We start from the raw sequence: 16,948 nt of genomic DNA, 5'->3' as shown, positions 1-16,948 counted from the left end.
ATATCTTAATAAAAAAACGCTATGATTATTTTATCTACAGAGAAAAAGAAATACTGATCAGGATTTCATAATGGCATTTTGTAAGAAATTCATTCATGGCGTTAATTCCATCAAATTTGCTCAGCAGGATTCGAAACTTATTAAAGCTTCCCTGTATGCCTTGGTGTATGAGGAATTGCAGCTTAATCTTAAGGCCATTGAGGCACTGGTAAAAGACCTCCCTGTTTCAGTAGAGGATTTTAGAGCCAATGAACAGCTTGAGTTGTACCGAAGAAAACAGGGGGAAACGCTAGAACATCTAAAAGATCAAATTCAGTCGATTCAAGAGATTGCTGCTTTAGAAGGTATAAACCTTGAAACTGCTGTTGAAGTGAATGCAGAGTTCCTTAGGGCATTTGCTGCTAATTTCCGCAACATCCGTCATTTAGCCGATACATTGGCTGATGCTCCAGGTCCTGTTAAAGATCAACAAACGCGTTTATACACCGAAATCTTATTTAAATTAGATAAAGCTGAGCAAGAAAGACAACTGCAAACCCTTTCTCTAAGCAATTTGCAAGACATGGTCCAACAAGCGGTGGCCATCTACGATAACAATAAAGACCAGGAGCTCGTATCCCAAGCCCGAACTTTAGTGCAAATGGCTATTTATGAAATTGTTCGCCGTGAATTAAACCAGGTTAAACCTGAGGCTTTGGAGTATGATCAGTACCAAGCCATAATTGGCACATTAAAAGCGAAAATTCCTGATGTTGCACAGTCAACAGTAATCGACAACTTGAGTGATTACCGCGCCACGGATGGTAAGACTTTAGCGGACTTGCTGCTGCAGTGGGAGCAAAGTTCCAAATTAAAATTAGAAGGCGCTATATTATCTGAAGCAGGTATTGATGCCCTTCAGCAAAGAAAAGCCTTGTTTCATAGATTAAGGTTTGGACAGGAGGATCGTCGCGAATACGCCGAAAAACTTCAAACCAATCTTGCACGGGACTTATTCTGGGCCAGAAACATCAGGGATGTCGAGTTATTCACCAAATCCGGGCATTCTGATGGCATTTTTGCTGGAATTTGTCAGAGAAGATTCATCGAGAACAGTAAATTTTTAGAACGTCCTAATCCAAAATATTCCAATAGATCTTCTGCCATAGCCAGGTTGGCTACTGTAATTGATATCCTTCGTGAGGAAAGTAAGGCTCATCAAGAAGAGAGTAAGGAGCAACCAAGACAAGAATCTCAGCGTGGTAAAATTGCAAAATCAGTCAAACCTCAAAACATCAAGCATTACGTTCATTTTCGAAAAGATGGAGCCAAACACCCAGAGACCAAACTGGCATTAATGGATAAAATAGGAGAAAAATTTTCCAAGCCAACGATGGTGGTCAATGCTGAAATCATTTCAATCAACTTTTATTTTGCACAATTGGATGAAAAAGCCCTTGGACTGATAATTGATGGGATCAGCGGCCCGGGTGGCTTTGGAAGTACTACCGAATCCATTTTGAATTATTATAGTACCACCAAACAAAATACCACCTTACCAGTTTTTAGCACGACAGTAACCGGAAAAACTTTTGCTGAGATCAGAAGCCAACTCAAAGAAGAAAAACTGGCGGAAGACAGGAAAGCCAAGCAGCTAAAACCACCTCATAATGATGAGCGGTTGGCCTTAGTGGCTGCCATGTATGAAGCTTATAATGAGCAATTAGATAAGCTTGAGGCTGAGTTTAACCTTGAAGTTCAGAAGACTAGAGATTCCGGGCTCGGTTATGAAAAGCTGCAAAATCCAGTTATAAATGACATCAAAGATTTAAACCTGGGCAACAGTGACGAAATTTTATTCCGTCAGGTCCTGGAATTATTCTCCATTCGTAACCTGGAAGCCATTCAAAACGATAACGTCTTAGCGGCGGCTTTCGGAAAAATAAAAGAGGGTAAATTTCACGAAGCTTTAAAAATTGCGGATTTAGAGCTCCATGTTCAACAAGCCTACAGCCATTTGGCAACCATCCCTCGAGACAGCGTTCAGGAACATGCTAGGCCAATCATAGACAAAGCGGCGAATATTGTTGCTTCTTCAAAACAGAGAAAAGACAAATTAGAACGCCTGGAGCAAGCTTTTCAGTCGCAATCCAGTATGGTAGAGAAAGTGCAAGCCGTTCAGGCTGTTTTTCTGGAAGAGTATCAGGAGATGTCATCTACATTAGGCTTAAGCCAGGATGATAATCGACTGGCACAAGCAATTCAGACCATGGCAGCAGAACTGGTGCAACTCATGGATCGCACACAACGGGGTGAACCTGCCATTACCACTGCTGAAGAAAGAATGTATTTCTCTGTATTGCAGCAAATTGCAACGCAAATCCAGCCCCGGCAGTTGAGCGAAGTTTATTTCAAAGTTCCAGTCCAATTGCAAAACTCGTTGAAAGTTGCCACCAAAGATGGACAGGAAATAGAGGTTTCTATTGATCTCAAGGGTGGCAAACTCCCCTACTCACTAATTAAACCACCCGGCTCCAATGAAGTGATTTTCTCCTATGGCGGAAGTCGTGGGGTCATTGCTCCCTTTGCAGGTTTGGAAGAAGCTTATGCGGGTAAGGACCGCAAAAAAAATCGTTTCTTTACCCATTCCCGATTACTTGGGGTAGGGCAATATGGCTCTGTTAAAGAGGTTGAAAGTCTCTTAACTGGTTTAAATCAGGTGGTTAAGAAAGGCTATGTCCCAGGCAATCAGGCTACCTTCACAGAAGCCAGTCGTGCTGATCTTAGAACCCGCCCTTTGACGTCACGGGAGGATCCCTCATACCGAATTGAAAGTGATGTTTTGCAAAATTTGTCGCAAGCGGAAGCTTCTCGTCAAAGAGCTTCTGGAAGCACTCAGTATTGGATTAAGCAAGATAAGCAAAGACAAAAGGGCGCACTGTATGCTAATGACAGCAGGCCTAATCAATATCAGCTATTAACAGAACGAGCTAAAGGTGAAACCTTTGCAGATACCGGCAACCAAACATTAAATAAATACAGCAAAGCGGATGAAACTTATCACAATCCAGTCAAACGTCCGGAAGATAGAAAAGCGGCCCTGAAAAGAATGCTATCTTTATCAGACGCAATTGTGGCTGAAGGAGAGCGTCTTTTTGCCCTTGGATTTACCCATAATGATTTGAAGCCAGAAAATTTTTGTTATAAGGAAAATGCGGATGGCAGTTACCAGATTCGTTATATTGATTGGGCAACGGGAGGATTCCAAAGGGTTTACCAGGGTCAAGGGCAAGATCTTAAAGCCATTTTTGCAGAAATATATGGCAGCGACTTAAAACTTGCAGTGGAAGAAGCAAACAACATTGAAGATGCCAAAGGTCGGTTTGTTCAACGCCTTCCTGACCAGAGCATTGTTTATGGCGTTAAGCCTGTTCTGGAGATCCTTCACGGTTCACGTCAGGGAACTTTGCCGTACATCAGCCCACAGGTTCTTGGAGAAGAGCGTAGAAACAAGTGCGTGGCGGGGGGCGTAGAGGATAAAAGCCTGGATACGAGGCTTAGAACCATGCAAGAGCAGACTGCCATGGATAATTGGGCATTAACCGCCATGACTTTTGGAATTTGCAGTCGCCAGGCGTATTTTGCACTTGTTAAAGGCCGAGCCGTTAGCGATTACATTGTCCCAGGCATCCTTGAGGTGGATAATGCAAACATTTTAGGGCTTAAAATTGCCAATATACAAAAGTTTAACGAATATTTTTCCTGCGGCGCCCCTTTAACAGAAGACGATTTAAAAACCGGTAAGGCCTATAATGATTCAAAAGCAGTAATGTATATCCCTTCAAACCAAAGGGAAGGCGAACCGCTGCATCTGTATCGACGATTGCAGGATTTAAAACAGGAATTACAACAGCAGGCCCAGCAAGTCGATAGTCCAGAGCAAAAAATTATCACGCGAATCGACAGTATTCTAGCAGCAGTTTACAACGCTGTAAGTGAGGGTACTGGCCTCAGCAAAGAGCAGCTTAGGAAGAAAATTCAGGCTGCTGAGCAATGTCTTAAAGACTATGAAAAATTACACGATAAATCTCATCAACAAGCTCAATCCCAAATTGAGACCCTGCAAGGGGTATTGAAACAATACCAAGGAAAGGAAATTGATCCGGATAGTCTTTTAGCCTCAACGGACGCAGGTCTTAGCCAATTGCAAGTACTTTGTACTTTTCCTACTACTAAAGTTCAGAAAGAAGAAGCCATTGCTGTTTTAAATGAGGCGTTCAAGGATGAGATGCAATTGGTGGATAAATTCATCGCCAAAGGCGCCCCTGGCCGTATTCAGCAATTGTTCAAAGAATGCATTGCTCATGGGCAACCTGAAATATTAATTAGTTTGTTGAATAAAATTACCCAGGATAATCCAGATTTCTATGAACTGGTTGCTCAGCAAGGTTTGCTGCATTACGCCGCTCAAGAAGGCATGACCGACGTTTTTGAAGTTATGGTTAAGGCCTTGGAAAGAGCCCATGCCGGTAAAGAATATATTTTTGAGTTAATGATGGAGCGCCATGCTTCAAATCTGGAAAATGGTTCTCTGCCATACATTAAATGGGCTACGGATTGTTTTCATATTGCTGTACGTAATAATAACAAGCAGCTGCTACTGACTATCCTTGACTACCTCCCTCCAGGGAACGAATATGACCGGCAAATTTCTGAAGCCTTACATCTGTCTGCCTCTTTAGGTAATAAGGTTTTATACCAAGAGATCCTGGAACGGTGCAGATTAAACTTGCCTTATGAGAATTATGCAAAACAAGCCAGCTCACTCTATCCTTTTGAAAAGAATGAATCGGGAAAAGGATTCGATGCTGCAAGAATAGTAAATCTTAAATTACCACCCGAACATTTATCTCCATTTCAGCTTTTTATGCGAGATGAGGGCACCTTGGATGCCATTGACTGGGAAGCTTTATCTTCGGATAAAGATTTGGCTAGACAATTTCTTTTCTCAGATGAAAACTCACCTGCGTTAATTGCCGCCGCTAAGGGAAATTTTGCTGGTCTTCGCAAGTTAATTAGACAATTAGGCCCACAGCTTTCTCAAGATGAATGGCAAGAATTTCTCACACAAACCGATGCAAACGGTAAAAATTTGCTTAATCATATCCTCGAACACAGGCAATTTGATTTTTTACCCGAATTCCTTAAGGTTATTGAAGACCATCTGAAAGAGAATAGCGCTGATGTTTTGATAAAGTTATTAGGCAATCCTAATCCAGTTAATCCATTGAGAAATTTTCTTAATCAGCCATTGAATTCCAATCATCAATTTAATATTGCAACTATGTTGCTCGATGCAATCTGCGGCGATTTCGCCAAAGCAACTCCAGAACAACAACAGGCAAGAATAGTAGCCTTGCTCTTGAACAAGGAATGGCTCATTGCACAAGCTTCCGTACAAGATAACCATGACCGATTGGTGAAATTGCTGCAAAATGGAGCCTTGTCAGTAACCTACAAAAAAATTCTTTTTGAAGCTTTACAGGCTGCATCTGCACAAAATCCAGAAGCTCTTAAATTGTATGGGAAATTATTACAACAAGTGGCCCCTGAAGCTCCCAAGGTTTTGGAGCAAAAGGCTGAACTTGAAATTGCTGCTATTTTTACTGAGTTTGCTCGTCAAGACTCGAATATTCATCAGCTCTTAAATGCTTTAACTGCAGAAAAATCCACTCTTAAAGAGCTTAAAGAAGAAAAACAAATTTTGGAATTGCAAGTTGCCCGCTATGCCCAAAGCGTGCAGGAGACCACAAAGCAGCTGAAAGAGCACGAAGAAGCGCTCAAAGCAATGGAAGCAACGTTGCAGGATACGCAGATGGCGTTTGAAGAGGCGCAAAAGCGCTCTTTGGAATTAACGACCCAGATTGAAGAAACCAACCGTCTGCATGAAGTTGAAGTGGAGCGCTTAAAAGGGGATGTGTTGCAGTCCAGAAGTGAAGCGCAAGCGCAGCTGGAGTTGGCTCAACAAACCCATGAAAAAGCGCTTGGGGCACTGCGATCTGAGTTAAGCCAGGTTCAGGACAGCAGCCAACAATTGTCGCTAAAGCTTGAGCAAGAACAAGCCGGCCTTGAAGAAAGGACTCATGAGCTTCTAGAACTGAAGAGCCAATTTGAAGATTTAGGGCAGGAGAGGGAGCGTTTGCTGTCTGAACTGTCGGAAGCCCGCCTGAACAGTGAGCGGGAAAAGCAGGAAAGAGAGGAGCTCATCCGGCAAGTTGAAGCGGAAAGCCAAAAACAGGTGCAATCCGAAGAGAAACTGAGGCAGCTTGAATCGTCCCTATCCACGCTTGAGAAGGACAATGAGCGCTTGGAAAGCCAGTTGCAGGAACTGCAAAAGCAGAATGCGGGCTTTGAAAACCAGGTTCAGGATTTGGAATTGCAAGTTGCCCGCTATGCCCAAAGCGTGCAGGAGACCACAAAGCAGCTGAAAGAGCACGAAGAAGCGCTCAAAGCAATGGAAGCAACGTTGCAGGATACGCAGATGGCGTTTGAAGAGGCGCAAAAGCGCTCTTTGGAATTAACGACCCAGATTGAAGAAACCAACCGTCTGCATGAAGTTGAAGTGGAGCGCTTAAAAGGGGATGTGTTGCAGTCCAGAAGTGAAGCGCAAGCGCAGCTGGAGTTGGCTCAACAAACCCATGAAAAAGCGCTTGGGGCACTGCGATCTGAGTTAAGCCAGGTTCAGGACAGCAGCCAACAATTGTCGCTAAAGCTTGAGCAAGAACAAGCCGGCCTTGAAGAAAGGACTCATGAGCTTCTAGAACTGAAGAGCCAATTTGAAGATTTAGGGCAGGAGAGGGAGCGTTTGCTGTCTGAACTGTCGGAAGCCCGCCTGAACAGTGAGCGGGAAAAGCAGGAAAGAGAGGAGCTCATCCGGCAAGTTGAAGCGGAAAGCCAAAAACAGGTGCAATCCGAAGAGAAACTGAGGCAGCTTGAATCGTCCCTATCCACGCTTGAGAAGGACAATGAGCGCTTGGAAAGCCAGTTGCAGGAACTGCAAAAGCAGAATGCGGGCTTTGAAAACCAGGTTCAGGATTTGGAATTGCAAGTTGCCCGCTATGCCCAAAGCGTGCAGGAGACCACAAAGCAGCTGAAAGAGCACGAAGAAGCGCTCAAAGCAATGGAAGCAACGTTGCAGGATACGCAGATGGCGTTTGAAGAGGCGCAAAAGCGCTCTTTGGAATTAACGACCCAGATTGAAGAAACCAACCGTCTGCATGAAGTTGAAGTGGAGCGCTTAAAAGGGGATGTGTTGCAGTCCAGAAGTGAAGCGCAAGCGCAGCTGGAGTTGGCTCAACAAACCCATGAAAAAGCGCTTGGGGCACTGCGATCTGAGTTAAGCCAGGTTCAGGACAGCAGCCAACAATTGTCGCTAAAGCTTGAGCAAGAACAAGCCGGCCTTGAAGAAAGGACTCATGAGCTTCTAGAACTGAAGAGCCAATTTGAAGATTTAGGGCAGGAGAGGGAGCGTTTGCTGTCTGAACTGTCGGAAGCCCGCCTGAACAGTGAGCGGGAAAAGCAGGAAAGAGAGGAGCTCATCCGGCAAGTTGAAGCGGAAAGCCAAAAACAGGTGCAATCCGAAGAGAAACTGAGGCAGCTTGAATCGTCCCTATCCACGCTTGAGAAGGACAATGAGCGCTTGGAAAGCCAGTTGCAGGAACTGCAAAGGCAGAATGAAGAGTTTGGGGCAGAAATTGGAAATTTAAAGGATCAACTAAAGCTGGCCACTTTTGAAAGAGATAGCGAACGCCAAAGAGCCAATAAAGCTGAAGAAGATTTGAGAGCAGAACAAGAAAAATCAAAAGATCTGGATAATCAACTCGCCGAAGCTCGCCGATTAATTGAAACAATGCGCAAGGAAATGGAGGAATTGCGTGAGAAGCAACAGTTGCAAGAAGAAGAGAATAAACGGCAAGAAGAGGCAGTCGCTGCTGCCAAAAAAGAAGTAGATCTTCGTGCTAAACAGCTTGAAGAGAAAGAAGAAGCGCTAAACGTGCGTGAAAAAGATGTTGTAAGAAGAGAAGAAGCTGCTAAAGAGGTTGAAGAGCAGCTTGCAAGTCGCGAACAAGCCGTTAATATTCGTGAAAGAGATTTGGAACAGCTAACGCAAGAGCGGGAAGAGTTCCAACAAGAGCAGGAAAAATTCAAACAGGAACGGGAAGAATTCCAACAGGAACGGGAAGAATTCCAACAAGAACGGGAAGAGTTCCAACAAGAGCAGGAAAAATTCAAACAGGAACGAGAAGAATTCCAACAAGAACGGGAAGAGTTCCAACAAGAGCAGGAAAAATTCAAACAGGAACGAGAAGAGTTCCAACAAGAACGGAAAGAGTTCCAACAAGAGCTGGAAAAATTCCAACAGGAACGAGAAAAATTCCAGCAAGAACGGGAAGAGTTTGAAAAAGAGAAAGAAGAGTTGGCTCGAGTTAAAGAGGATAATTCTGCTCTTAAGAAAGAAAATGAACTATTAACTGCGCAACTAGAAATGCTTCGAGAAGCTTTAGATGCTCAAGGGATAGAGATGGATCCAAAAATCATGGCTCAACGGCAGGCAATTAAGTTGTTAACAGCGCAACTTAAAATCAGTAAAGACGATGAATTACTGACTAAAGTAAAAGAGTCAGATAGTAATCAAGACTTAAAAGGAGCTGGATTGGATTCAAAGTTGGTTGCCAATTTGATGGATGAAGACGCTTATACCGTACTGGTTCCAGTTGCTGAAGAACGTTTAAGGCAATTAAACGATGAGCGAATTGAAACCCGAAGGAAAATATTGGCTTCAGCAACGTATCAGGATGTACTGAGTGATGGAGAAAAAGAGTTAAGAGGTATTTACGATAACTTAGCCTACCTAAACAAACTGGATAAAACTATCCAGAATGAGCTCAGAGATTTGGCGGGAAGCTCTCCTCTTGATTGGTTCAATCCAGCCTTTCAATCTGCAGCCAAAGAACATGCTGCTGAAATGTATCCACATTTTGAGAAACTGGCAGGTGGTTGCGACACAATTGTAAATTATTTAAAGACGCTTAAGGTGGAATTAAATCACCAGCTTGCATGCATGCCAGCTGATTTATCGAGCGTGGATAGTGTCACTCAAAGGAAAATAATTGAGCATCATAAGGCCAAGTTAACCCGTTATCTGTCTTGGGTCGACAACAATCTATCCCTTTATGAACCTCTACATAAACGACTCTTCGGCGATGACACTGCAGTTGATAATCCTTTACTGAGACTTGGTGTGCTTAATCTTCTGAAACAGTCTATGGAGAATAAATATCGGGCTCAATTCCTGTGTTTCAACAGCAGCTACATTGATTATCCACTCGCGCAAAGGGCAGCACACTTTGACAGTCAATATCAAGCCCAAGTGGATAATATTCCAAAACCTACCGGTCTGCAGGCCAAAGGAGAAGGTCGAGCTATTTATCATAAGTTGGTTGGAGACGCTGAAAAAGGTTTTTTCCGCGAGCATGTGATTAATCCAGGGGAAGATACTGAAGCTTGCTTCCTTGAAGAGCATAACAAGCACAGCAAACTTGATGCAGAGGGTAATGAATTAATCAGCCAAGAGGTTTCTTATTATCTGACCTTAAACAAATTCCCGCAACCAAGCCAACACATTAGCCCGGATGAGCTTAACAAAGCCCGAGTGAGAGTGGCTCTGGCGATGGCAACGCAAATGCTAGCTGACCTGGGTAGGGCGCCAACGAAGGACAAGCCTATCATTCTGGAAAGTCATGACTATGAGGAAGCCAGGTATTTATTTACTGCCTTAATGTTATTAGGCAAGAAAACACCGGGCATGCATTTTGATTTTGATGCCATTGTTGTTCTTTCGGAAGTGTTTAATCCAAAGCAGGAGTTGCAAGAAGATCCTCTCTACAGGATTAAAAAATCATTTGGGCTTAGCAAATTTAAATATGATTTTGTTGCCAACTCTTGTTATGAAACTTGTTTCAAACAGGATCCTGCACTGGATCAAATGCTTGCAGCATTACAGGAAGCAGGTGAACAACAAGCTGCGCAAAAAACAAAGAAAGAACAAACCAAAGCGTCTGTAACTCGCGTGACTTCATTCTTTGCTAACGGCAAAACCACACAAGGAGAAGATTTTCTTGAAAAATTACGCCAGGAGAATCAAGTGAAAGGGCCACGCAGTGGGGGTTGAGAATTAGGCAAAGGCGCGAAAGAGCATTCTCGCGCCGAAATAATTAAATAGGTTCTTCTAGGTAGTTATCGATAAGACGAATATCGGCAATCGTAACCGCGGCATAACGCCTGCCATGATGACTTTCAAGATATTCGACATGAATATTACTCTCTCTTAAGTCTTGCTTCAGATCTTCGCAAGATTTATTTTGATGGAAAAGGCGAGCAAATTGTTCTGCCTTTAGTTTCCCTTCCTTGTCCAAGCGGTTATTTCGTGAACTATAAGCTAAGCCACTTTGCTCCCTCACCGTTGGACAAGCTTTAACAGCCACATCCATAAAAAAGGCTTCAGCCATCTTTTTAATGAGTTGATACTGTTGGAAATCTTTTTCGCCAAAATAAGCCTGACTGGGTTTAACCAAGTTGAACAATTTCATCACCACCGTCAGCACCCCGGTAAAATGTCCGGGCCGATACTTGCCTTCCATGATTTGGCTGAGTTCTGACTCAACGATTTGGTAACTGTATTGGTCTTTGTATATTTCTTCTTCAGTCGGCAATAAACAATAATCCACATCCAAGCTTTTTAATAAATCCAAATCCGCATTTAGTGTTCGGGGATAGTGCTCTAGGTCTTCAGCACGGTTAAATTGTGTTGGATTAATAAATATACTGACCACGGTGATATCATTTTCTTCCTTACTGTTTTGAATCAGTGATGCATGCCCCTTGTGTAAATTACCCATGGTAGGGACAAAACCAATTGTACCTGCAAAAGACAATGCACGTCTGGCACTTTGCCACTCGTTTAATGTATGAAAAATTTGCATGATTACTCCTCACCTGCTGATGATTTGCAGTGATCAGCAGGTTAATTATTTAACTGACATTAAAATGCATGCTCTGAGGCAGGAAATTGCAAGTGCTGCACTTGTTCTGCATAAGCATTAATGCTGTTTAAAAGTAACTGTTTACCTTGGGCAAATTGCTTGACGAATCTGGGCTTAAGCTCAGTCTGTAATCCTAGCAAATCATGCCAAACCAACACTTGGCCATCCGTGCCTGAACCTGCTCCGATGCCAATGGTTGGAATAGTCAGTTGTTCACTAATGTTCGCGGCAAGAACTTGCGGCACGCATTCAATGACCAATGCAAAGCAGCCTGCTTCTTCTAATTGAATGGCTTGCTCCATGAGGATTGAGGCTTGCTCACTGTTTTTTCCTTGCACCTTATATCCGCCCAGCTGATGGATGGATTGAGGGGTGAGGCCAATATGGCCAATCACAGGGATACCCGCTGAGACAAGATGAGCGATGGTTTTACAGCTGTCTGAATCACCACCTTCAATTTTTACTCCCTGGGCTCCTGCTTGCAATAAGCTTCGAACGTTCGCAACAGTTTCAGACTTTGAGCCTTTATGAGCTAAGAAAGGCAAATCACTGATTAAAAACTTCTGTCCTAAACCGCGAGCAACGGCCTGGGTGTGCAGTACCATCATCTCCATGGTTGCCATCACCGTTGTTGAGTGGCCATGGACGGTCATTGCCACTGAATCTCCCACCAACACGCAGTCAATTTTTGATTCTGAAACGATACGTGCGGATGGGTAATCGTAGCAGGTGATCATGCTGATTTTGCTTTGCTCTTGTTTTTTGCGTTTAAAATCTTGAATTTTCATGCTGCCTCCTTAAACAAGGAGTCAGAAGAAAGTCGATGTACTGCGGGTACCTGTCTCATAGGATCAAGTCCTCCAATAAATTGTTATAATTAGCTAGTCACCGCAAAGGTCGGTGCTGCTATGATCTTAAAGAACGCGCATGAAATTGCAAGATAGGCTATTATTGACTGGTTCAAAATTTATTTAAGTTGTTGCTATGGTATTAACTGATAAACTTAACACTCCCGGCGAACATCCTTTCCTTTTTCAAGCCACCGTGGGTCTGATTGAAGCTGTGATAACTGTGCCTGCTGAAGTGAAAAGCAATTTTGTGGCTTTCCTGGGGCATCCCCACTCCTTACAGGGTGGCAGCATGAATAACAAAGTTGTTACCACTCTTGCTCGTATTTTTAAAGAATTGGGAGTTCCAAGTTTGCGGTTCAATTTTCGCGGCGTTGGCCAGTCAGCGGGTGTCTATAATGACGGTATTGGTGAAAGCGAAGACATGTTGCTGCTAGTCAACCACTGGTTGCTCGAGCGTCCTGATACGCGGTTGTTATTCGCGGGCTTTTCTTTTGGTTCCTATGTTGCTTATCGAGCGGCTGCCCAAACCCACTCGGAATTGCTAATCACCATAGCACCGCCAGTTCATCACTACGATTATAATGAGTTCCATCCAGCTCCTCATCCCTGGGTTATTGTGCAAGGAGATGAGGATGAGGTTGTGCCAGCTTCTTTCGTGTTTGATTTTGCTGAGGAATCCACTCCGCAAATACCTGTTATTACTTTTAAGCAAACAGGGCATTTTTTTCACGGTAAGTTAATTGAGTTAAAGGATCAGCTCATCCCTACCATCCGGGCGAGGGTCCCAGATCTATGAATTTGATTGAAGACTATGAACGTGCTATTGAAGGTGGGGACATTGAAGATGATCCAAGGCAAAGGGAGGTGCTGCAGTCCATGCAGAGGTTGGGCGATGAATTATTACTGCCCAAACGCTCCTGGTTGAACTGGTTGCAAAAAACACCCCAACCTGTCGGGCTTTATATACATGGGCCTGTAGGGGTGGGTAAAACCTACTTGATGGATTTATTTTTTCAAGCTGCAGAAGAACAGCGAAAGGTGCGGATTCATTTTCATCATTTTATGCAGCAGGTTGATGGTCAGTTACGACGTATTCAAGGGCAAAAAGATCCGCTCAAACGCATAGCAAGCGAATTTGCTAAAACAATTCGCCTACTGTGTTTTGATGAGTTTATCGTCAATGATGTTACGCATGCCATGATTCTGGCGGAGTTGTTAAAAGCCCTATTTGCAGAAGGCATCATTTTGCTGGCAACATCCAACACTGCACCAGATGATTTATACCGCAATGGTCTTCATCGGGAGCGTTTTCTACCTGCCATTTCTCTGATTAAAACGCATTGTGAAATCATTGGATTGCGGGAAGAGCGAGATTATCGTTTAGGACGTCAATCGTTGCATACAGCTTATGTTTATCCTCTGAATTCTGACACTGAGCGAATTTTGGAGGAGCAGTTTAATGCCATTTCAAATCCTTCTGAAAGCAATGGCAGTTTATTGATTCAACATCGCAGTATCCCTTTTAAAAGGAGGAGCCAACGAGCGGTATGGTTTGATTTTGATGTGATTTGTAATTTACCGCGAAGCCAGCTTGATTATCTTGAAATAGCTGAACAATTCGATACGATTTTCATATCGGGTGTCCCCAAGTTACGAGAGCAAGATACAATATTTGCCATCCTGCTGATCCATTTTATTGATGTAATGTATGATCGGGGCATTCGAGTCATTATATCTGCAGCCGTGCCCATTGAAGAGCTTTATTTAAAAGGAGAGATGATGGTCCCTTTCAAAAGGACTTTAAGCCGCCTGCAAGAAATGCAATCAGTGGATTATCTTAAGCGTCATCCCAAACGATTAGTACACAATCTAATGTAGGTTCTGGTTAAAAATAATATAAATAAGGAGAACGTATGGCTATCAAGCACATTGATGCTTCAACCCTGAAGGATTGGCTGGATAATAGAAAAGCGGTTCTGATAGATGTCCGCGAGCCTCATGAGCATGCTTCGGAAAACATCCCCGGCGCAATCTCTTTGCCTTTAAATAGCATTTCTGCCAAGGATTTGCCTGCTACTGGAGATAAAAAAATTGTCCTTCAATGCCGGGCTGGAAAACGAAGCCTCAGTGCCTGTGAAAAATTATCTGCTGAAGACAATGCTTTAGAGCTCTATAGCCTTGACGGTGGCATTGAAGCCTGGGAAAAAGCAGGTTATCCAGTCAATAAAGCTGGTTAAATGTTTCTTTTTTTTCTAAAATGAGAATGATTCTCGATATCATTTGTGTTAGAATTTTGCTTTTGAATAACGTTGAAAAAGAGTAAATGCGTATTTCCGAGCTAGTAGAGGGCGATCGTGCCCGCCTTATTGATTTTGGCCATACTGCTTTGCCTTATCGCAGACGGCTTTTATCATTGGGCATTACTCGCGGCGTGGAAATTTCCGTGATTAGGGTCGCTCCCTTAGGTTGTCCGGTTCAGGTGGAGGTTCGAGGCACTTCTTTAACCTTGCGCAAAGAAGAGGCCGCTGAATTGCTTTGGGAGCGAATATGACGCAGGTTCTATTAGTAGGTAACCCCAATTGTGGTAAAACAACGCTATTCAATGCCCTTACAGGAGCGAACCAGCGGGTAGGAAATTGGCCCGGTGTTACTGTAGAAAAAAAAACCGGTGTTTATTTTTTTAACGACCGCAAAATTGAAATCACAGATTTGCCCGGTATTTACTCCCTGAGCTCTTCTGCAAGCTCGAGCCAGGATGAGCAAATTGCTGCGAATGCTCTGGTGACATTGACATCAGATGTCATCATCAATGTCATTGATGCCTGTCACCTGGAACGTCATTTGTACTTAACCAGTCAGCTTCTCGAGTTAGGAAAACCCGTTATTGTTGTTCTTAATATGAACGATATTGCCGGACAACGCGGCATCAGTATTGATGCCGAGCACTTATCCACACAACTCCACTGTCCTGTTGTGGCCATTCAAGCTCATAAGAAGATAGGAATCGATCATTTAAACGAAATTCTTTGTCAAAATTTGCAGCCAACAAAGCCGCTGACGCTGAAGTTAGCTGCGGATGTCCAAGATGAATTGCTTCGTCTTGAGGAGAAATTGCAAATAGAAATCACTTCCCCTTTAGCCGGTTTTTATGCCAAAAGGATAGTAGAGGGCGCCAGCAGTTTTTTACCAGCATCGCTTAAGGATTATACCAGTGAGGATGATGGCAGGGATTTGGATATTATTTACGCCGATGCCCGCTACCAGAAAATTCATGAGGTGGTTGGCCAAGTGCAAAACAAACGAAGCGATGCCAGTGAACATTTCACAGCGAGGCTTGATCGAATTGTCTTACACCGCTATTTAGCATTGCCTATCTTTTTAGGCATCATGTATTTCATGTTTTTGTTTGCCATTAATGTTGGTGGTGCTTTCCAGGATTTTTTTGATATTTCCACGGATGTTATTTTTGTTCAGGGCACAACCTGGCTTTTACAGCAAATTCATAGCCCAAGCTGGCTTATTGCCTTAATCAGCAATGGTGTGGGTAAGGGTATTAATACCACATTAACCTTTATTCCTGTCATTGCTGCCATGTTTTTCTTTCTATCTTTTCTTGAGGCGTCCGGTTATATGGCTCGCGCAGCTTTTGTGGTGGACAAAATCATGCGGGCTTTAGGACTTCCCGGAAAATCCTTTGTTCCTATGATTGTAGGCTTTGGCTGCAATGTCCCGGCCATTATGGCGGCAAGAACTCTGGATTCGGAAAGAGACCGACTTTTAACAGTGCTGATGAGTCCTTTCATGTCTTGCAGTGCCCGTTTGGCCATTTATGCAGTTTTTGTCGCCGCTTTCTTTCCAACTGGCGGCCAAAACATCGTTTTTTCCCTTTATCTAATTGGCATATTAATGGCCGTATTTACCGGCTTTGTATTGCGCCGGACTACTTTAAAAGGAGAGGCTTCTCCATTAATCTTAGAGCTTCCGGCCTACCATAGGCCAACACTGACTCGCTTGCTGCGGGAAACCTCTTTACGCTTAAAGCATTTTGTCATTCGTGCCGGACGCCTCATCATTCCCGTCTGCATCATTCTTGGTGGTTTGAATTCAATCACTTTTGAAGGAAGTTTGAGCACTGGAGAAGCCAGCAGTCAATCTTTGTTGTCTTTAATAGGTCAATGGATTACGCCTTTGTTCTCACCGATGGGATTGCATCAAGACAACTGGCCAGCCACCGTCGGTTTGTTAACCGGTATGTTGGCTAAAGAAGTTGTAGTTGGTTCTTTAAATTCCCTATATGCTCAATTAGGACATATTGCGCAATTTTCTGTCAGTCATTTTGATTTGTTGGGCGGCTTGCAGTCGGCAATCGTTTCTATACCCCGTAATTTGGCTGCGCTTGGGCCGGCTTTTCTCAATCCAGTACTGGCGAGTGCGCCGGATGGGGAGCTTTCGCAATCGGTGTACGGCATGATGGCTCAACATTTTGATGGCAAGGCAGGAGCTTATGCTTATTTGGTCTTTATTTTGCTTTACATACCATGCGTTTCTACCATGGCGGTGATTCGTCAGGAAGCCAGTAAAAAACTGATGTGGTTTTCGGTGATTTGGTCTCTTATTGTGGCTTACTCGTCGGCTGTATTTATTTATCAGGTGCTTACATTTGCTGCGCATCCTGGACGTTCGGCTGCACTGATTGCCGTAATTTTTATTGTGTTTGCTCTGTTGCTCAAGGCTTTAAAGCAACGCTCTGGAGATTTTTATGCTGCTGCAAATTCGTGATTTTTTACGTCACCAGCGGGTGGCCAGTAATCAACAAATTGCTCGCGAATTTCAAATCGATACACAAACTTTACAGCCCATGCTGGATCTATGGCTTCGAAAAGGGGTTATTAAGTGCTGTCAGGAAAAATCAGCCTGCCAAACAAAATGCTTTAAATGTCATGCCCAGCCTCCTGTTTACTATCAATACTGTTCTTCTTCGTCAAAATAACGCTTATTTTACATTTTCTTTAAGCT

The 16,948-nt window shown here is 43.5% G+C and carries 9 protein-coding genes; 7 read left to right on the top strand and 2 right to left on the bottom strand.

Annotated elements, in window-relative coordinates:
* Positions 1-70: 70 nt before the first annotated feature.
* Positions 71-10,210: a hypothetical protein gene (locus EL203_RS12825; RefSeq protein ID WP_126320126.1), complete on the top strand. Its 10,140-nt coding sequence runs from the start codon at positions 71-73 to the stop codon at positions 10,208-10,210.
* Positions 10,211-10,253: 43 nt separating this feature from the next.
* Here EL203_RS12825 and panC read toward each other — a convergent pair whose 3' ends face one another.
* Together panC and panB are read right to left on the bottom strand one after the other, a co-directional pair.
* Positions 10,254-11,021 (bottom strand): pantoate--beta-alanine ligase, encoded by a 768-nt coding sequence (panC, locus tag EL203_RS12820; protein WP_058471842.1) that lies wholly within the window; start codon positions 11,019-11,021, stop codon positions 10,254-10,256.
* Between the two features lie 59 nt (positions 11,022-11,080).
* Positions 11,081-11,869 (bottom strand): 3-methyl-2-oxobutanoate hydroxymethyltransferase, encoded by a 789-nt coding sequence (gene panB, locus EL203_RS12815; protein ID WP_058471843.1) that lies wholly within the window; start codon positions 11,867-11,869, stop codon positions 11,081-11,083.
* A 196-nt stretch (positions 11,870-12,065) separates the two neighbouring features.
* On the opposite strand from panB, the gene EL203_RS12810 reads away from it, so the two are divergent.
* The 6 genes from EL203_RS12810 to EL203_RS12785 all read left to right on the top strand — a co-directional run bounded on the left by EL203_RS12810 (position 12,066) and on the right by EL203_RS12785 (position 16,922).
* Positions 12,066-12,728 carry an alpha/beta hydrolase gene (locus tag EL203_RS12810; RefSeq protein WP_058471844.1) on the top strand — a complete coding sequence of 221 codons (663 nt, stop codon included), beginning with the start codon at positions 12,066-12,068 and terminating at the stop codon, positions 12,726-12,728.
* Positions 12,725-13,810 carry a cell division protein ZapE gene (zapE, locus tag EL203_RS12805; RefSeq protein ID WP_058471845.1) on the top strand — a complete coding sequence of 362 codons (1,086 nt, stop codon included), beginning with the start codon at positions 12,725-12,727 and terminating at the stop codon, positions 13,808-13,810. Before EL203_RS12810 ends, zapE begins: the two co-directional genes overlap by 4 nt.
* Positions 13,811-13,845: 35 nt before the next feature.
* The gene (locus tag EL203_RS12800) at positions 13,846-14,169 is read left to right on the top strand and encodes a rhodanese-like domain-containing protein (RefSeq protein ID WP_058471846.1); all 324 of its coding nucleotides are present in this window, start codon (positions 13,846-13,848) and stop codon (positions 14,167-14,169) included.
* Positions 14,170-14,255: 86 nt separating this feature from the next.
* A complete protein-coding gene (locus EL203_RS12795) occupies positions 14,256-14,483 on the top strand; it encodes a FeoA family protein (protein WP_058471847.1) in 228 nt (75 codons plus the stop codon).
* Complete coding sequence (gene feoB / locus EL203_RS12790) at positions 14,480-16,711, top strand: Fe(2+) transporter permease subunit FeoB (protein ID WP_058471848.1); 2,232 nt, start codon at positions 14,480-14,482, stop codon at positions 16,709-16,711. The genes EL203_RS12795 and feoB overlap by 4 nt, the downstream gene beginning before the upstream one ends.
* On the top strand, positions 16,692-16,922 hold the full coding sequence (locus EL203_RS12785) for a FeoC-like transcriptional regulator (RefSeq protein ID WP_058471849.1): 231 nt from the start codon (positions 16,692-16,694) through the stop codon (positions 16,920-16,922). Before feoB ends, EL203_RS12785 begins: the two co-directional genes overlap by 20 nt.
* Positions 16,923-16,948 lie beyond the last annotated feature (26 nt).

The sequence above is a fragment of the Legionella jordanis genome (assembly GCF_900637635.1).
Classification (GTDB): Bacteria; Pseudomonadota; Gammaproteobacteria; order Legionellales; family Legionellaceae; genus Tatlockia; species Tatlockia jordanis.
This window is presented reverse-complemented; position numbering and strand designations above follow the sequence as displayed.